The organism is Vibrio sp. OPT24, from assembly GCF_015163545.1.
Taxonomy (GTDB): Bacteria; Pseudomonadota; Gammaproteobacteria; order Enterobacterales; family Vibrionaceae; genus Vibrio; species Vibrio cyclitrophicus.
Window position 1 is genome coordinate 233,600 of sequence record NZ_JADDYI010000081.1, and the last position, 16,971, is coordinate 250,570.

Sequence of the window (16,971 nt, forward strand, 5' to 3'; positions counted from 1 at the left end):
TTCCAACCGATCTGTCGGCTGGATAATTTATATGTGCAAGTGTATTGGGTCTTATGCTGATGGCAGTAAGTTCTGTCTGAATTCGCCCAATAGATCACTAACAAATTGAATTCGTTTCCGTCTGTCGACCAATGGTACCGTAAACTTGAACTTAGTTGGTCCTTCCATTGAAAACTTTTGCGGTTGAGATTGCAACAGTTTAACAAGGTAGGTTGGGTTTATGTCAGCGTCTGGGTAGAATTCTAAGAATCCACCCTTTTCGTGAGCCTCAATTTTCTTCACCTTGATAGACGCTGCGGATAATTTAAGCTCTGAAACCGATAACAAGTTCTTGGTTGCATCAGGTAGAAGACCGAAGCGATCAATTAACTCGACTTTCAACTCGGCTAACTCATCGGTATCACTTACGCTCGCGATACGTTTGTACGTAGACAAGCGGGTATTGATGTCCGGGATATAATCGTCTGGCAATAGTGCAGGTAGACGCATCTCAATTTCTGTTTGTTCACGCAATAAGTCATCAAGTGATGGTTCTCGACCCTCTTTCAATGCTTCAACGGCTTGTTCGAGCATTTCCATGTAAAGCGTAAAGCCGACCGACTGAATCTGACCGCTCTGTTCATCACCTAACAGCTCACCTGCACCACGAATCTCTAAGTCATGGGTTGCGAGGGTGAAGCCTGCGCCTAGGTCTTCTAAAGAAGCAATCGCATCTAATCGCTTGATTGCATCTTTCGTCATTGCTTTTGGATGTGGCGTTAGCAAGTAAGCATAAGCTTGATGGTGAGAACGACCCACACGTCCACGCAGTTGGTGCAATTGTGCTAAACCAAGGTTATCGGCTCTGTCCATCAAAATGGTGTTTGCCGTAGGTACATCGATACCGGTTTCAATAATCGTGGTACAAACCAACAAGTTAAAGCGTTGATGGTAGAAGTCATTCATGATGCGCTCTAGCTCTCGCTCTCGCATCTGACCATGAGCAACAGTGACACGTGCTTCTGGGATCAGTTTTTGCAGTGACTCAGCCGTCTTTTCAATGGTGTCTACTTGATTGTGTAAGAAGTAAACTTGACCACCACGCATGATTTCACGCAGCACCGCTTCTCTGACGATGGCATCATCATTTTCGCGAACAAAGGTTTTTATCGCCAAGCGTCGAGCTGGTGGTGTTGCGATGATTGATAAGTCACGCATGCCGCTCATCGCCATGTTTAATGTACGAGGAATAGGTGTGGCGGTTAGCGTTAGGATATCGACATCCGCACGCATGGCTTTCACTTTCTCTTTCTGACGCACACCGAAGCGGTGTTCTTCATCGACGACTAACAAGCCAAGATCTTTAAACTTGAGGTCACTAGAAAGTAACTTGTGAGTACCCACTAAGATGTCGACTTTACCGTCGGCGACATCTTGCATAATCAATTTCTGTTCTTTAGCCGACTTAAATCGCGATAGCACTTCGACACGTATCGGTTGGTTCGCGAAACGGTCGCGGAAGTTTTCAAAGTGTTGCTGAGCAAGTAGCGTCGTTGGTACTAACACAGCCACTTGTTTGCTGTTGTCGGTACATACGAATGCCGCGCGCATCGCGACTTCGGTTTTACCAAAGCCAACGTCACCACACACTAAGCGATCCATTGCTTTTGCTTGGCACATGTCAGACATAACGGCATTGATCGCCATTGCTTGGTCATCGGTCTCTTCAAATGGGAAACCCGACTTGAAGGTCGCGTATTGGCCACGGTCGAGTACAAACTTGTAGCCAGGTTTTAGCTCGCGCTTGGCGTAAACATCAAGCAGTTCGGCTGCAACGTCACGGACTTTCTCTGCCGCTCGTTTACGAGCTTTCTGCCAGGCTTCACCACCGAGTTTATGTAGCGGTGCAGAATCTTCAGCGCCACCAGAGTAGCGGCCGATTAAGTTCAGAGAAGCAACAGGTACGTAGAGCTTGGCATCATTTTGATACTCAAGCGTTACGTATTCGGTTTTCATTCCACCGGCTTCTAATGTTTGCAGGCCAATATAGCGACCAATACCGTGGTCAATGTGAACAACGGGCTGACCCGGTTTAAGTTCGGCCAAATGACGGATGACGGTGTCGCTGTTAACGCTTTTTTTGTCTTTTTTGCGGCGCTGAACAACACGATCACCCAACAGGTCGCTTTCACAGATCAGGGCGATATTTTGCTCTTCGTGGATAAAGCCATGCTCAGCAGAACCGAGGATCAGGCTGAACTTGTCTTTGCCTTTAATTGCCGCGTCGAGGTTTTCAACTTCGCTTGGACGAATTTTGATGCCTCGAAGCAATTCACTTAGGGCTTCACGGCGGCCTTCAGACTCAACCGAAAAGACCACTTTGCCGTCGAAGGCTTCAGTGAACTTTCTTAGGTTTGCGAGTGGCTCTTTGTTCTGATGTTGAACACTGAGATCCGGTAGAGGCGCAATAGGTAAATTGACACGTCCGGCTTTCTCTTCAATCGTGTCTAAGCTCAGACTGACCTGTGGCTTCTGTTTGAAATGCGCGAATAGTTCGTCTTTTTTGAGCCAAAGTTGCTCAGGTGTCAGCAGTGGTCGTAATGGATCGACACCGCGCTGTTCGTATCGGTGAGCCACGTCGGTTAGGAAAGCATCAACTGCAGTTTCGACATCACCGAGAATTAAGATTTGCGCTTCGTCGGCAACATAGTCGAATAAGGTTTCGGTATGCTCGAAAAACAGGGGCTGCCAATATTCAATACCAGCAGGCCAAGTGCCTTTAGAAACTTGCATGTAGACAGATTCTGGTTCGCGGCGGGCATCGAACTGTTGACGCCAGCGAATGCGGAAATCTTCAATGGCACTTTCTGAGGTTGGGAACTCGTGAGCAGGCAGCAGTCGGATCTCGGAAATGTCTTCGATCGATCGTTGGTTCTCAGGATCGAAAGTACGAATTGTGTCGATTTCGTCATCGAAAAAGTCGATACGATAAGGATCTTTACTGCCCATCGGGAACAGGTCAAGAATCGAACCACGGCTTGCGTATTCACCAGGGCCAAATACCTGATCAACGTAGCGATAGCCCGACTTTTCAAGTTGAAGACGCAGTTTCTCTAACGAGTACAGATCGCCTGTTTTTACCATTAGAGTGTGTTGTAACAAAAAGTCACGCGGCGACTGACGCTGCAGTAGCGTGCTGATCGGAACGATCGTGATGCCATCTTTTAGTGTCGGTAGTGCATAAAGGCGCGCGATACGGTCAGAAATGATCTCTTGGTGTGGCGAGAAGCTGTCGTATGGTAGTGTTTCCCAATCAGGAAATAGAGCAACTTCTGCCGCTGTAAATTGTTCAATTTCAGATTGAAGTTTAAGCGCAATTTGTGGGTCCGGAACAGCCAATAAAGTATGGCTATTGTGTTGCTCTGCGAGTTTGGCAATGGCAAGAGCGAGAGACGAACCAACGAGGTTACCGATGTGCTTTTTGTCACCGGCTCCTTTGAGTGTAGGTAATGTAAAAATAGATTGTTTAGTCATGTTTATTTACTTGTTATCTCGTTCTAAAGAGCGTTGACGCAATAGCTTTTGCTGTTGATGAAGCGCCGCTTTGATGAGCAGATCTTGGTCTGTATCGCGAAGGTGAGCATATTTAAATTTGATTTCGAAACCTGAATCTTTAGCTTCGCTAGCAAACACTTCCGCATAACAATAAATGGCAGCCGCTGGGTGTTCTAAAAAAAGCTTGGCTTTTACCAAACGACCCGGTTCTATGTCTGCTTTTGAAAAACAGGAAAACTGACTCGCACCGAATGAGTAGGTGTGAGTTCGAAACTTCTCATCATCTTGTTGCGATAACATGAAGCTCAACAAGAGGTTTAACTTAGAGTTTTGCGCGTCTAATAAGCTGGTGATATTCTTCAAGTCGCTATTTTTCAGTTCAGCACGAGCACTGTCGGCTAACAGGTCCAACTGGCTAAATTCACTTGCCACAACAAAGGGAGCAGGGATCTCGGATTCGAACTGAATTTGAGAGGGTAAAGTGAAGTTACTTTCCATTGGCTCTATATTAGCAGTAAGGCTGTGGTGAACGGTGAAAAACTCTTGTTCTGTCATGCGTTAGTTCCTTGAAGTGATCTATTGATTATCGCTATGTGGCCGCAGTAATCAAGGTCAGTTAATTGAAAGTCCTAAATAGTTGTTTGAAATTTGTCGATTTGACAAGGTTCTGTTTTTCAAGCCTAACTAATTGAGTTAATTCACTCTATATTTTCAATTACCCCCTACACAGTAACAGCAATACCCGTTACATTAACCCGCATCCCTTTTTGATGGTTCAAAGTATGTTTCATCCTATTTCAGTGTTTGTTGGCCTGCGTTATTTGAAAGGCCGTTCAGGTGATCGCTTTAGCCGTTTTGTTTCTTATATGTCGACAGCAGGTATCACCATTGGTGTGCTGTCTCTGATTACTGTTTTATCGGTAATGAATGGATTCGAAGCGCAGTTAAAAGACCGAATTCTTGGCGTTCTTCCTCAAGCTGTGGTTTATGAGCAAGGAGGGACGACCTCTTTTTCTGAACAAGCGCCAAGCTTTGCAGAGCAGATTTCTCTCAATGGTCATGTTGAGCCGATTGTACGCAGTGAGGCGGTAATTCAAAGTCCGGCTCAACTGTCTGCAGGCCTTTTGATTGGCATCGAACCTAATTCAGATGACCCTCTTCAGAACCACTTGATTGCGGGTAGATTGTCTTCACTGAAAGCGGGTCAGTATCAGTTGTTCCTTGGCCATACTTTGGCGAGAAACTTGAAAGTATCTATGGGTGACAAAGTTCGCCTAATGGTGACCAGTGCTAGCCAATATACGCCTCTAGGACGAATCCCAAGTCAAAGAAACTTCACAGTAGCGGGTATTTTCAATACGGGATCTGATATCGATGCTCAATTGATGGTGACAGATATCCAAGATGCCGGGCGTTTGATGCGTTACAAGTCTGACACGATTTCAGGTTGGCGACTGTTTTTTGATGACCCGTTTGAAGTAGCAAAATTATCAAACCAGCCTCTGCCTGAAGGTTGGGTATGGAGCGACTGGCGTGATCAACGCGGTGAACTATTCCAAGCCGTTCGCATGGAAAAAAACATGATGGGTTTGATGCTTGGGCTGATCATTGGTGTTGCTGCATTCAATATTATCTCCGCACTTATCATGGTGGTGATGGAGAAACAGTCTGAAGTGGCTATTCTTAAAACCCAAGGCATGACCGATGGTCAAGTGATGGGGATTTTCATGGTTCAAGGTGCCAGCAGTGGCGTTATTGGCGCGTTATCTGGTGGTGTATTAGGTATTATCTTAGCCATGAACCTAAATACTATTTTAGAAGCGATGGGCGTGGCTCTGTTCTCGTTTGGTGGGCAACTGCCAATCATGATCAACCCAGTTCAAATCGCCGTTGTTGTGGTGTTGGCTATTGCACTTAGCCTGATTGCCACTGTGTTCCCTTCTTATCGTGCATCATCTGTGAAACCTGCTGAGGCCCTTCGTTATGAGTAATTTTCTTCAATGTAATGATATCCGTAAAACGTACCGTGAAGGCTCGTTGGATACAGAGGTTCTTAAGGGAGTCAGCTTTGAAATCGAAAAAGGTGAATTGGTTGCTATCATTGGTACCTCTGGTTCCGGTAAAAGTACCTTACTGCATATCCTTGGTGCGTTAGATGATGCTTCGGCGGGCAGTGTGAGCTTTCTCGGGCAAGACTTAGCATCTTTGAGTTCGAATAAGCAGGCGAAGCTTCGCAACCAACATCTCGGCTTTGTTTATCAATTCCATCACCTTCTTTCGGACTTTTCAGCGTTGGAAAATGTGGCAATGCCTCTGCTTATTGGAGGCGAGAAACCAGCTAAAGCAAAAGAAGAAGCACAACGTTTACTAGATAAAGTGGGGCTAAGTCATCGTGTCGACCACCGACCTTCAGAGCTTTCTGGTGGTGAAAGACAACGAGTGGCGATTGCACGAGCTTTAGTTAACAAACCCGCGTTAGTGTTAGCGGATGAGCCGACAGGTAACCTCGACCACAACACCGCACTCTCTATCTATGACTTAATGCGCGAATTGAACCACGAATACGATACTGCTTTCTTGGTTGTAACGCATGATGGTGAGCTTGCGGGTAAGATGGACCGCCAACTGCACATGCAAGACGGTTTATTGGTTAACGTAGAAAAAGAGGAGAGCTAAGTGTTTTCTTCTTTATCTCTGTTGATAGGCGGCCGATTTAGTCGAGCAAAGCAACGAGACAAGATGGTCTCGTTCATCTCTTTGTCTTCGACGATCGGTATTGCTGTCGGCGTCGCGGTGATCATCATTGGTTTATCTGCGATGAATGGCTTTGAGCGTGAACTGCAGTCCCGAGTACTTTCTGTTATCCCGCATGGAGAATTTGAGGGAGTCAATGAACCTGTGACACGTTGGGAGCATGTGATCGAGCAAGCGACCCAACATGATGATGTGGTAGCGGCTGCGCCTTATGTGAAAATTACTGCGCTTGCCGAAAAAGGCAAAGAGCTCAAAGCAATTGAAGTTCGCGGTGTTGATCCACAACTTGAACAACAGGTATCAAGCCTATCGAGTTTTATCGATAAACAAGCTTGGAGCGAGTTTAAGGCAGGACAACAACAGATCATTCTGGGCTCTGGTGTAGCGAATGTGTTGGGTGCGAAAGTGGGTGATTACCTGACTTTGATGATTCCAACGGTAAACGGTTCTGTGAAGGTTCAGGCGCCAAAGCGTGTTCGCGTTAAAGTGGTAGGCTTGCTGACTCTAAATGGCCAAATAGACCACAGCTTGGCTCTAATCCCTATTGGCGATGCTCAAGTTTACGCTAACTTAGGGGAGGCAGTGACTGGGGTTTCTTTAAAAGTGATCGATGTTCTGAATGCAAACTCGATTGTGCGTGAAGTTGGCAATCAGCTTGACGTGTATGTGTATCTTCGCAGCTGGCAACAGAAGTTTGGTTTCTTATACCGCGATATTCAGTTGGTTCGCACCATCATGTATCTAGTAATGGTACTGGTTATCGGTGTGGCTTGTTTCAATATTGTCTCGACTCTAATGATGGCAGTAAAAGACAGAGCATCAGAAATTGCCATTTTAAGAACCATGGGCGCATCGGATGGACTTGTGAAACGCATTTTTGTTTGGCAGGGCGTGTTTTCGGGCGTATTAGGTAGCTTAATTGGCAGTGCGATAGGTGTCTTAGTCGCGCTTAATCTAACGACTATTATCAAAGGGCTTGAGAAGCTTATTGATCACCAATTTTTGTCCGGTGATATCTATTTTGTCGACTTCTTGCCTTCGCAGCTCGATATGACAGATGTTGTTGTCGTTTCTGGTACTGCTATTGTTCTGAGCCTACTGGCTACGTGGTACCCAGCATCACGAGCGGCTAAGTTGAACCCAGCAGCGGTGCTTAGTTCAAAATAACATGTCTTATTAATAGCCTTGGTTCTTAATAAGGAATAAGCCGCACTTCGACAGATATAAAAAAGGATCCCTAGCGGGATCCTTTTTTATTGAATTCAAACTGTAATATTTACAACTCTGATTACATAGCAATCTTGTAGAGATCCGTGACTCATCTGATTTTTACTGTTGTCCGTTTAAAATAACGAGTAAATGAGTATAGGTTCAATACCTTGCTTGTCGCTTCTTCCAACTTCTTACTACTGAGTAACGCCATAAACCTCGAATACCAAAGTAGCCAATCATTGCTGAAACCACACCACAAATCAGACAACCCAGTAAGAATGGTGGCCCGATTGTGCTCATTTGCGCCAAGATGAAATCCCAAGACAGTTCGAAATGAAAAGCTTGAGGCGGAACATGCATCACAAACGCTCCGACTTTATAAGCAAAGTAGAAGAGTACTGGCATGGTGACCGGGTTGCTGATCCAAACGAGTGCGACGGCCAAAGGTAGGTTCACGCCACATGCGACAGCAAGACCAGCAGACATAATCATTTGACTTGGAAGAGGGACAAACGCCATGAATAACCCAACAGCAAACGCACCAGCCGCAGAGCGACGATTAAGGCACCATAAGTTGGGGTTGTACAAAACATTGCCAAAAACTTTCAATGCTTTCTGACGCTTGATTAGCTCATGGTCAGGCATAAATCGTTTAATAAACTTTCTTGGCATAGGAGGAAGCTACTCTCTTGTTTAACTCTTGGTTCTTGATTTCATTCGCTGTGACAGTTGTGTCAGCTAGCTTTTGGCCTGTGATGCCACATTGGGTTTGGGCACCATTGATGCTGTTGTTACTTTTAGCATCAACAAAGTATAGCGTTTTCCGGAGAGCAAGAGGTTCAGTAACAGCCTTGATACTAGTTATCTGTCTAGGGAATGTGATTGAAATGCAGACAAGTCGATTATTTCAATCAGGGCAGAATACTACCATAAATGCGTCAGTTGTTAGCCTTTTTAGTGAAAATAGCCATGGTTTTGAAAGCGTAATAGTAGCTAGATCAATTGGCGGCGAAAAATTAATCTTCCCTCAATTGATAAAACTGAGATTATTTACTCCATTCAAGTTAACGCTTGGAGACCGTGTCTATTTATCGATGTCAATAAAGCCCGTATGGGGCAAACTCAATGAAGCGGGCTTTGATCTCGAAAAGCATCTGTTTAGTGCTGGAGTGGTGGCCAACGCAAGTTACCGAGCAGAGACTAAATATCGAATTCACTCAAGCACCAACTTACGTTCTCAGTGGTTTGAAAGCAGTTTAGAAAGATTGAGCCAACTAGCGAATGCCGACCTCATTATGGCGTTGAGTTTTGGTTATCGAGACCTTATTCCGCCCCAGCGATGGGATTTGCTTAAAAGCAGTGGATTGATTCACTTGGTGGCTATTTCTGGATTGCATATCAGTATAGCCTTCGGCATTGGTTATCAATTGGGGAAGTTAGTTAGATTATTATCACCTCAGCTTCTTTGGCTACCTACACTGTTCGGGTTAGGGTTGGCGTACTTTTACAGTTGGTTTGCTGGCTTTACATTACCGACGTTAAGGGCGCTTGTGATGTGTGTTATCGCAAGCTATTTCTTGTGGCGTGGTCAAAATATCAGCTTGGTCCGTTATGTGGCTTTAAGTCTGTGCGTGGTCTTATTGATTTGGCCATTCTCAGCATTGTCGAGTAGCTTTTGGTTGTCCTTTGGTGCCTTGGGCGCTGTTCTCTATATTGCTTCAAACAATGCCCCATCTTCTTTAGATGTCACGCTTACGAGCCGAGTATTACAACTCATCAAAATACAGCTAATGCTGACAATACTTATCGCTCCCTTTTCTATGTTGTTCTTTGAAGGGGTTAGCCTGATCTCGGTTTTCTATAACTTACTACTTCTGCCTTGGGTATCGTTGGTAACGATTCCATTATTGTTTTTGGCAATGTTTATCAGTTTCTTATCTGAGTCGGTATTCGGTGCAAGTGGATCAGTGTTGTTAGCAAGCGAGTGGGAGTTGTTAGGCAAGGGCTTTGCTGGTCATTTGTGGGAGCTGGTTGATTTGTCGTTTGAGCCCCTTGTCTTTAGCCTGCCATTTTCGGAAAGGTTTTGGATTCAAGTTGATAACCACACCATTGAGCTATCTGTATTACTCATCTTGTTTTTCGGTTTTTGTAGCCGATACCTCCAACGAACGTTATCGATATTTGTCGTTATAGTCTTTGTATTGTGGTGGGAGTTTGGCAAGTTCAAGCATGACACATTAAGAATTGATATTTTGGATGTTGGACATGGACTGTCTTTGGTTTTGGAAAAGAACACTCAAGTTGTGGTCTATGACCTTGGTAACGCGTGGCCTGGGGGCTCAATTGTAGAGTCTTTACTGATCCCTACTTTAAATCAGAGGGGAATTCATGAATTGGACGGTGTTATTGTTAGCCATTTTGATTCCGACCATGCTGGTGGCTATCCGGCGTTACTTGAAAACTACACGCCAAAGTGGGTAAGGGTCAGTCAGAGTTTCAATGAACAAACTCATCTTAATACTCAAGCCCAGCTTAATCTTCAAGCATGTATTCTCGGAGAAAGTTGGAACTGGCAAGGTGTCGATTTTAAGGTTTTATGGCCACCTCAAAGAGCGAAGAGGGCGTACAACCCACATTCGTGTGTCGTAAGGCTTTCTGCTCCCGATTCAGAGTTCTCAATGTTGCTCACTGGTGATATTGAATTGGTCAGTGAGTGGTTACTTTCTCGTGAAGGTGACCAACTTCGAAGTGATGTCATGTTGGTTCCACATCACGGTAGTGACTCATCGTCGATCAAGTCCTTTATTAAAGCCGTATCTCCTCAACTAGCGATAGCTTCTCTGGCCAAAGGTAATCAATGGGGAATGCCGAACGAATCAGTTGTCGGACGGTATAAAGAGGCGGGGAGTGTTTGGCTTGATACTGGAGAGAGTGGGCAAATAACCATCACTCTTAGTAAAGAAGGTTGGCAATATCATGCGATTAGAGAACAACAAGGCGGGCAGTGGTATAGGCAGATGCTTCGTAAGGGAGTAGAATAGATAGATTATTGTGAGAAAATTAAGCGATTCTATGTCAACACAAACAGATGAAACTACCTGGGTCACATTTAAAAGACTTTGGACTTATATTCGACTATATAAGGCAGGCCTAGGTGTTGCGGTTATTGCGCTTATTATAAATGCCGTCTCTGATACCTATATGATTTCCTTACTAAAGCCGTTACTTGATGAAGGCTTTGGTAATGCTGAATCTGACTTTTTACGCACGCTTCCAATTATCATCTTTGTCATGATGTTCGTTCGTGGCGTCAGTGGTTTTGTGTCAACCTATTGCTTGAGCTGGGTCTCTGGCAATGTGGTGATGGAAATTCGTCGAAAAATCTTTAGCCATTTCATGCATATGCCGGTTTCTTTCTTTGATAAAGAACAGACAGGCGCATTGTTATCTCGAATTACGTACGATTCAGAACAAGTGTCTGCTGCCACCAGTAAAGCGTTAGTCAGTATTGTTCGTGAAGGTGCAAGTATTATTGGCTTACTGACGCTGATGTTCTGGAATAGTTGGCAGTTGTCTTTGGTGTTATTCGCTGTAGCGCCTCTTGTCGCGTGGGCGATCAGTATCGTATCGAAGCGATTCAGAAAGATCTCCAAGAATATGCAAACCAGTATGGGTCATGTTGCTTCTTCAGCTGAACAAATGCTGAAAGGGCATAAAGTGGTTCTAACTTACGGTGGTCAAGACCTAGAAAAACATCGCTTTGATAAAGTTAGTAATCAAATGCGCCAACAAAGCATGAAACTAATCACTGCTCAAGCGGCTGCTAACCCAATCATTCAGATGATCGCGTCAGTGGCGATTGTTGTTGTTCTATTCCTTGCTAGTGTTGACTCTATTAAAGCTGAGCTTACCCCTGGTACGTTTACCGTTGTCTTCTCTGCAATGTTTGGTTTACTACGTCCGCTAAAAGCATTAACCAACGTAACGTCTGAATTCCAACGTGGTATGGCAGCAAGTACCACTCTATTTGGTTTGATGGATCTAGATACAGAGCAAAATAAAGGTACGTTGAAGCCTGAAACGGTAACGGGTGAAGTTGCGGTTAAAGATGTGACTTTTACCTATGACGGAGCAGAGAAACCAGCACTCGACAAGGTGAGTTTCAAAATTCCCAAAGGTAAAACGGTTGCACTTGTTGGGCGTTCAGGTTCGGGCAAGAGTACCATTGCCAACCTGTTTACTCGTTTTTATGACGTAGATTCAGGCTCTATCGAACTTGATGGACATGATATTCGTGATTACGAATTGAGGAATCTACGTGAGCACTTTGCCCTTGTTTCTCAGAATGTGCACTTGTTTAACGACTCGGTAGCGAACAACATCGCGTATGCAGCTGAAGAAAAATATTCTCGCGAACAGATTGAACACGCGGCTAAACTTGCTCATGCGAGTGAGTTTATTGAGGGCATGGAAAATGGCATTGATACGGTTGTAGGTGAGAATGGTGCGAGTCTTTCTGGTGGACAAAGACAGCGGATTGCGATTGCACGAGCTTTATTGAGAGATGCCCCTGTGTTGATTCTTGATGAAGCAACGTCTGCACTGGATACAGAATCAGAAAGAGCCATTCAATCTGCCCTAGAAGAGCTACAAAAAGACAAAACAGTACTGGTGATCGCTCACCGACTATCGACCATCGAGCAAGCTGATGAGATTTTAGTGGTTGATGACGGTCACATTGTCGAAAGAGGTGCACACGCTGAGCTAATTGCACATGATGGCGCTTATGCTCAACTGCACCGAATTCAGTTTAGCGGATAAGATTAGGTCTTGTTGTGATCGAAAAGATTTGGTTTAACAATCACCCGTTAAAATACATTCTCTGGCCGTTATTATGGCCATTGAGTTTGCTGTTCAAAATGATCAGTAGCCGACGTCGTGACGCTTATCTATCGAGGAAAAAAGAGACCTACCGTCCACCATTGCCTGTGATTGTTGTTGGTAATATTACTGCTGGTGGCAATGGTAAAACACCGGTTGTGATTTGGTTGGTCGAGATGCTGCAGGCTAACGGCTTTAAACCCGGAGTCGTTTCCCGAGGCTATGGGGCAAAAGCACCAAGCTACCCGTTAGTGTTGGATGAGAGCACGCCGGCTGAACATTCTGGTGATGAACCTCGTTTAATCAGAAAGCGAACGGGTGCGCCTGTAGCGGTTGACCCTGTGCGTGCAAACGCGGTGAAAGCTTTATTGAATGAAGGTGTTAATGTCATTATCACTGATGATGGCCTTCAGCATTATGCACTTGAACGCGATATTGAGTTTGCGGTTATCGATGGTGCGAGACGCTTTGGTAGTGAATGCCTCATTCCTTTGGGTCCGTTAAGAGAGCCAGTATCTCGTTTAGATGACGTAGACTTTTTGGTTAACAATGGCGGTGAAGTGCAGGGACGGGAGTTCTCTATGTCTTTGCTACCAAGCCAAGCTGTTAACCTTAAGACGGGGCAGAAAGTACCAGTAGAAAAATTGCAAAAGCTGGTGGCTTTTGCTGGTATTGGTCATCCACCGCGCTTTTTTAAAACATTAGAAGATCTTGATGGTGATGTGGTTTTCACACAGGGTTTCGCCGACCATCAAGATTTCGATAAAGATGAACTTTATGCCTTAGCAAAGAAAGGTATGAATATGATTATGACAGAAAAAGACGCTGTAAAATGCGAAGAATATGCGCAAGAGAACTGGTGGTATCTTCCGGTATCTGCGCAGTTCGATGAAGATTCGCAACAGCAAATTTTAAAAAGAATAAAAGAGGTTATGGAATACTATGGATCACCGTCTGCTTGAGATCGTTGCTTGCCCTGTATGTAAAGGTAAACTAACTTTTGACAAGGATAAGCAAGAGCTTGTTTGTAAAATTGATCGCCTTGCTTACCCAATTAAAGAGGGTATTCCTGTTCTTTTAGAACCTGAAGCTCGCACCGTTTCAATGGATGAGGGTAAATAATGTCGTTTACGGTTGTCATTCCGGCAAGATATCAATCGAGCCGTTTGCCAGGAAAACCATTGGCTGATATTGGTGGAAAGCCGATGATACAATGGGTTTACGAGCAGTCAATGAAGGCGGGTGCTGATAACGTTATTATCGCTACCGATGACGCTCGAGTTGAGAAAGCGGTTAAAGCATTTGGTGCGACCGTTTGTATGACATCTCCGAATCACGAATCAGGTACAGAGCGTTTAGCTGAAGTGATTGAAGTGATGAACATTCCTGATGACCATATTATCGTGAATGTTCAGGGGGATGAGCCACTAATCCCACCTGCGATTATTAATCAGGTTGCGAATAACCTCGCGAACAGCACAGCACCAATGGCAACACTCGGTGTGGAAATTACTCATGCTGATGAAGTGTTTAATCCAAATGCTGTTAAAGTTGTGACCGACAAAGACGGTTACGCTCTGTATTTTAGCCGAGCAACCATCCCTTGGGATCGCGATGCTTACGCTAACAATGGCACCGCTGCGAAGTCTCCTTTACTACGACACATTGGTATCTATGCTTACCGAGCTGGGTTTATCAATACGTACATTAATTGGGAGCCTAGTACGCTTGAACGTATAGAGTGCTTGGAGCAATTGAGAGTGCTTTGGTACGGCGAGAAAATTCACGTAGACGTAGCAATGGAAGCTCCTGCAGCTGGCGTGGATACTCCAGAAGATTTGGAAGCGGTTCGTGCCATTATTGGTTAAGCTTCTTTGAGTCTCCATACAAGATCTCTAAGCCTTGTCAATGACGGGGCTTTTTTATATCAAGACAAAGCCGGTGCGAGTCTTATTGACCTAAGGTGATTGATATTGAGTCGGTTGCATTCGTTGATGCATCATCAAGTTTGAATTATCTGAGATTTACCTCGCTCGACTTTCAATTTTTCTCTATAATATGCCGCCTACAAAGTAGTGGCTAATTGCTAGTACATAATAAAACTTACGACAAAACGTGGAGTAAAAGATGCCTTCTCAAAGCCCAGTGATTACGGTTGATGGACCAAGTGGTGCAGGTAAAGGTACCCTGTGTATGTTACTAGCAGATAAGCTAGGCTTTTATCTTCTAGACTCAGGTGCTATCTATCGCGTATTGGCTTTAGCAGCAATTCACCATGGTGTGGATACTGAATCAGAAGATGTTTTGGTGCCGCTTGCGACCCATCTAGATGTTCAGTTTATTGCTGAAGGCGATTTGGTTAAGGTTATCCTTGAAGGTGAAGATGTGTCTGGTGAGCTTCGTAAGGAAGAGACTGGTATGGCGGCTTCAAAAGTGGCTGCCTTACCTCGCGTTCGTGAAGCACTGCTTCGTCGTCAACGCGCATTCAATGCTGCTCCAGGTTTAGTTGCTGATGGCCGTGATATGGGAACTGTTGTGTTTCCTGAAGCTGAAGCCAAAATATTTTTAGATGCAAGTGCTGAAGAGCGTGCGAGTCGCCGCCTTAAACAGTTGCAACAGAAGGGGTTAGATGTTAAATTTGACGACCTTTTGAGCGAGATCCAAGAGCGAGACGATAGAGATCGTAATCGCCCAGTGGCGCCACTTCGCCCTGCAGAGGATGCTCTAGTGCTTGATTCCACCTCAATGAATATTGAGCAGGTAGTAGAAAAAGCACTACACTATATTGAATCGAAACTGGCTGGGTAATTTCGCCGAGCTAGTACGAACGTTGGTCGCAAGGATGATGACCGGCGAATTTATCAACCCCATGCGGTAGGATACCCATGGACGTTTAATTATTGAAGATTAAATAATGACTGAATCTTTTGCTCAACTCTTTGAAGAGTTTCTATCTGAAACTGAATTCCAACAAGGCAGCATCGTTAAAGGTACTGTAGTAGCTATCGAGAACGGTTTCGTTCTTGTAGATGCTGGTCTTAAGTCTGAATCTGCTATCCCTGCTGAACAATTCAAGAACGCTGCTGGCGAACTTGAAGTTGAAGTTGGTGCTGAAGTAGACGTAGCTCTAGACGCTGTTGAAGATGGTTTCGGTGAGACTCAACTTTCTCGTGAGAAAGCTAAGCGCCACGAAGCTTGGATCGTACTTGAGAAAGCTTGTGAAGAAGCTGAAACTGTTGTTGGTATCATCAACGGTAAAGTTAAAGGCGGTTTCACTGTTGAACTTAACGGTATCCGTGCTTTCCTTCCAGGTTCTCTAGTAGACGTACGTCCTATCCGTGACACTGCTCACCTAGAAAACAAAGAGCTAGAGTTCAAAGTAATCAAGCTAGACCAGAAGCGTAACAACGTTGTTGTTTCTCGTCGTGCTGTTATCGAATCTGAAAACAGTGTTGAGCGTGACGAACTTCTTGAAACTCTACAAGAAGGTACTGAAGTTAAAGGTATCGTTAAGAACCTTACTGACTACGGTGCATTCGTTGACCTTGGCGGTGTTGACGGTCTTCTACATATCACAGATATGGCTTGGAAGCGCGTTAAGCACCCATCAGAGATCGTTAACGTTGGTGACGAAATCCTAGTTAAAGTTCTTAAGTTCGATCGTGAGCGCACTCGTGTTTCACTAGGTCTTAAGCAACTAGGCGAAGATCCATGGGTAGCAATCGCTAAGCGTTACCCAGAAGGTCACAAGCTTTCTGGTCGTGTTACAAACCTAACTGACTACGGCTGCTTCGTTGAAATCGAAGAAGGCGTTGAAGGTCTAGTACACGTTTCTGAAATGGATTGGACTAACAAGAACATCCACCCTTCTAAAGTTGTTAATGTTGGCGACGAAGTTGAGGTTATGGTTCTTGATATCGACGAAGAGCGTCGTCGTATCTCTCTAGGTCTGAAACAGTGTAAAGCTAACCCATGGCAGTCATTTGCAGAAATGCAAGCTAAGGGCGACAAAGTTACTGGTAAGATCAAGTCTATCACTGACTTTGGTATCTTCATCGGTCTAGAAGGCGGTATCGACGGTCTAGTACACCTATCTGACATTTCTTGGAACGCTGCAGGCGAAGAAGCTGTACGTGAATACAAGAAAGGCGACGAAATCTCTGCTGTTGTTCTAGCAGTAGATGCAGAGCGTGAGCGTATTTCTCTTGGCGTTAAGCAAATGGAAAACGACCCGTTCAACGCATACGTTGCTGACAACAAGAAAGGTGTTCTTGTAAACGGTACTGTTACTGCAGTTGACGCGAAAGGCGCTACTATCGAGCTAATCGAAGGCGTTGAAGGTTACATCCGCGCTTCTGAAGTTTCTCGCGACCGTATCGAAGATGCATCTCTAATCCTAAGCGTTGGCGACAGCGTTGAAGCGAAGTTCACTGGTGTAGACCGTAAGAACCGCGTAATCAACCTATCTATCAAAGCTAAAGATGAAGCTGATGAGCAAGAAGCAATGGCTTCACTGAACAAGTCTGAAGAAGGCGCGTTCGGTAACGCAATGGCAGACGCATTCAAAGCTGCTAAAGGCGAATAATAGCT

At 44.8% G+C, this 16,971-nt stretch carries 13 protein-coding genes; 10 read left to right on the plus strand and 3 right to left on the minus strand.

The features are described 5' to 3' along the window. Positions 1–51: 51 nt before the first annotated feature. Complete coding sequence (gene mfd / locus IQO02_RS21360; RefSeq protein ID WP_010439896.1) at positions 52–3,513, minus strand: transcription-repair coupling factor; 3,462 nt, start codon at positions 3,511–3,513, stop codon at positions 52–54. A gap of 6 nt (positions 3,514–3,519) precedes the next feature. After that, positions 3,520–4,089: a hypothetical protein gene (locus IQO02_RS21365; RefSeq protein ID WP_016786288.1), complete on the minus strand. Its 570-nt coding sequence runs from the start codon at positions 4,087–4,089 to the stop codon at positions 3,520–3,522. A gap of 227 nt (positions 4,090–4,316) precedes the next feature. On the opposite strand from IQO02_RS21365, the gene lolC reads away from it, so the two are divergent. From lolC to lolE, 3 genes are read left to right on the plus strand one after another with little or no spacing between them, the layout of a single operon-like run. Next, complete coding sequence (gene lolC, locus IQO02_RS21370; RefSeq protein WP_016793332.1) at positions 4,317–5,525, plus strand: lipoprotein-releasing ABC transporter permease subunit LolC; 1,209 nt, start codon at positions 4,317–4,319, stop codon at positions 5,523–5,525. Next, on the plus strand, positions 5,518–6,210 hold the full coding sequence (lolD, locus tag IQO02_RS21375; protein WP_010439900.1) for a lipoprotein-releasing ABC transporter ATP-binding protein LolD: 693 nt from the start codon (positions 5,518–5,520) through the stop codon (positions 6,208–6,210). The genes lolC and lolD overlap by 8 nt, the downstream gene beginning before the upstream one ends. Beyond that, positions 6,211–7,455 (plus strand): lipoprotein-releasing ABC transporter permease subunit LolE, encoded by a 1,245-nt coding sequence (gene lolE, locus IQO02_RS21380; protein ID WP_010439903.1) that lies wholly within the window; start codon positions 6,211–6,213, stop codon positions 7,453–7,455. It abuts the gene before it with no gap. A gap of 204 nt (positions 7,456–7,659) precedes the next feature. Here the strand turns inward: lolE and IQO02_RS21385 are convergent, their stop codons facing one another. Next, positions 7,660–8,172, minus strand: a complete 513-nt coding sequence (locus tag IQO02_RS21385; RefSeq protein WP_010439904.1) for a DUF2062 domain-containing protein — start codon at positions 8,170–8,172, stop codon at positions 7,660–7,662. A gap of 215 nt (positions 8,173–8,387) precedes the next feature. On the opposite strand from IQO02_RS21385, the gene IQO02_RS21390 reads away from it, so the two are divergent. From IQO02_RS21390 to rpsA, 7 genes are all read left to right on the plus strand, one after another. Then, the gene (locus IQO02_RS21390) at positions 8,388–10,541 is read left to right on the plus strand and encodes a DNA internalization-related competence protein ComEC/Rec2 (RefSeq protein WP_102282589.1); all 2,154 of its coding nucleotides are present in this window, start codon (positions 8,388–8,390) and stop codon (positions 10,539–10,541) included. 31 nt (positions 10,542–10,572) lie between these two features. Continuing rightward, positions 10,573–12,321: a lipid A ABC transporter ATP-binding protein/permease MsbA gene (msbA, locus tag IQO02_RS21395; RefSeq protein ID WP_010439908.1), complete on the plus strand. Its 1,749-nt coding sequence runs from the start codon at positions 10,573–10,575 to the stop codon at positions 12,319–12,321. A 14-nt stretch (positions 12,322–12,335) separates the two neighbouring features. After that, positions 12,336–13,343 (plus strand): tetraacyldisaccharide 4'-kinase, encoded by a 1,008-nt coding sequence (gene lpxK, locus IQO02_RS21400; protein WP_016788014.1) that lies wholly within the window; start codon positions 12,336–12,338, stop codon positions 13,341–13,343. Further along, positions 13,324–13,503, plus strand: coding sequence for a Trm112 family protein (locus IQO02_RS21405; RefSeq protein WP_004736429.1), 180 nt, complete (start codon positions 13,324–13,326; stop codon positions 13,501–13,503). Before lpxK ends, IQO02_RS21405 begins: the two co-directional genes overlap by 20 nt. Beyond that, entirely contained in the window at positions 13,503–14,249 is a 747-nt protein-coding gene (kdsB, locus tag IQO02_RS21410) for a 3-deoxy-manno-octulosonate cytidylyltransferase (protein WP_010439916.1), read from the plus strand. The genes IQO02_RS21405 and kdsB overlap by 1 nt, the downstream gene beginning before the upstream one ends. Positions 14,250–14,508: 259 nt before the next feature. Next, entirely contained in the window at positions 14,509–15,189 is a 681-nt protein-coding gene (gene cmk / locus IQO02_RS21415; RefSeq protein ID WP_102282588.1) for a (d)CMP kinase, read from the plus strand. A gap of 106 nt (positions 15,190–15,295) precedes the next feature. Further along, complete coding sequence (rpsA, locus tag IQO02_RS21420) at positions 15,296–16,966, plus strand: 30S ribosomal protein S1 (RefSeq protein ID WP_010439921.1); 1,671 nt, start codon at positions 15,296–15,298, stop codon at positions 16,964–16,966. The last annotated feature ends 5 nt before the right edge of the window (positions 16,967–16,971 follow it).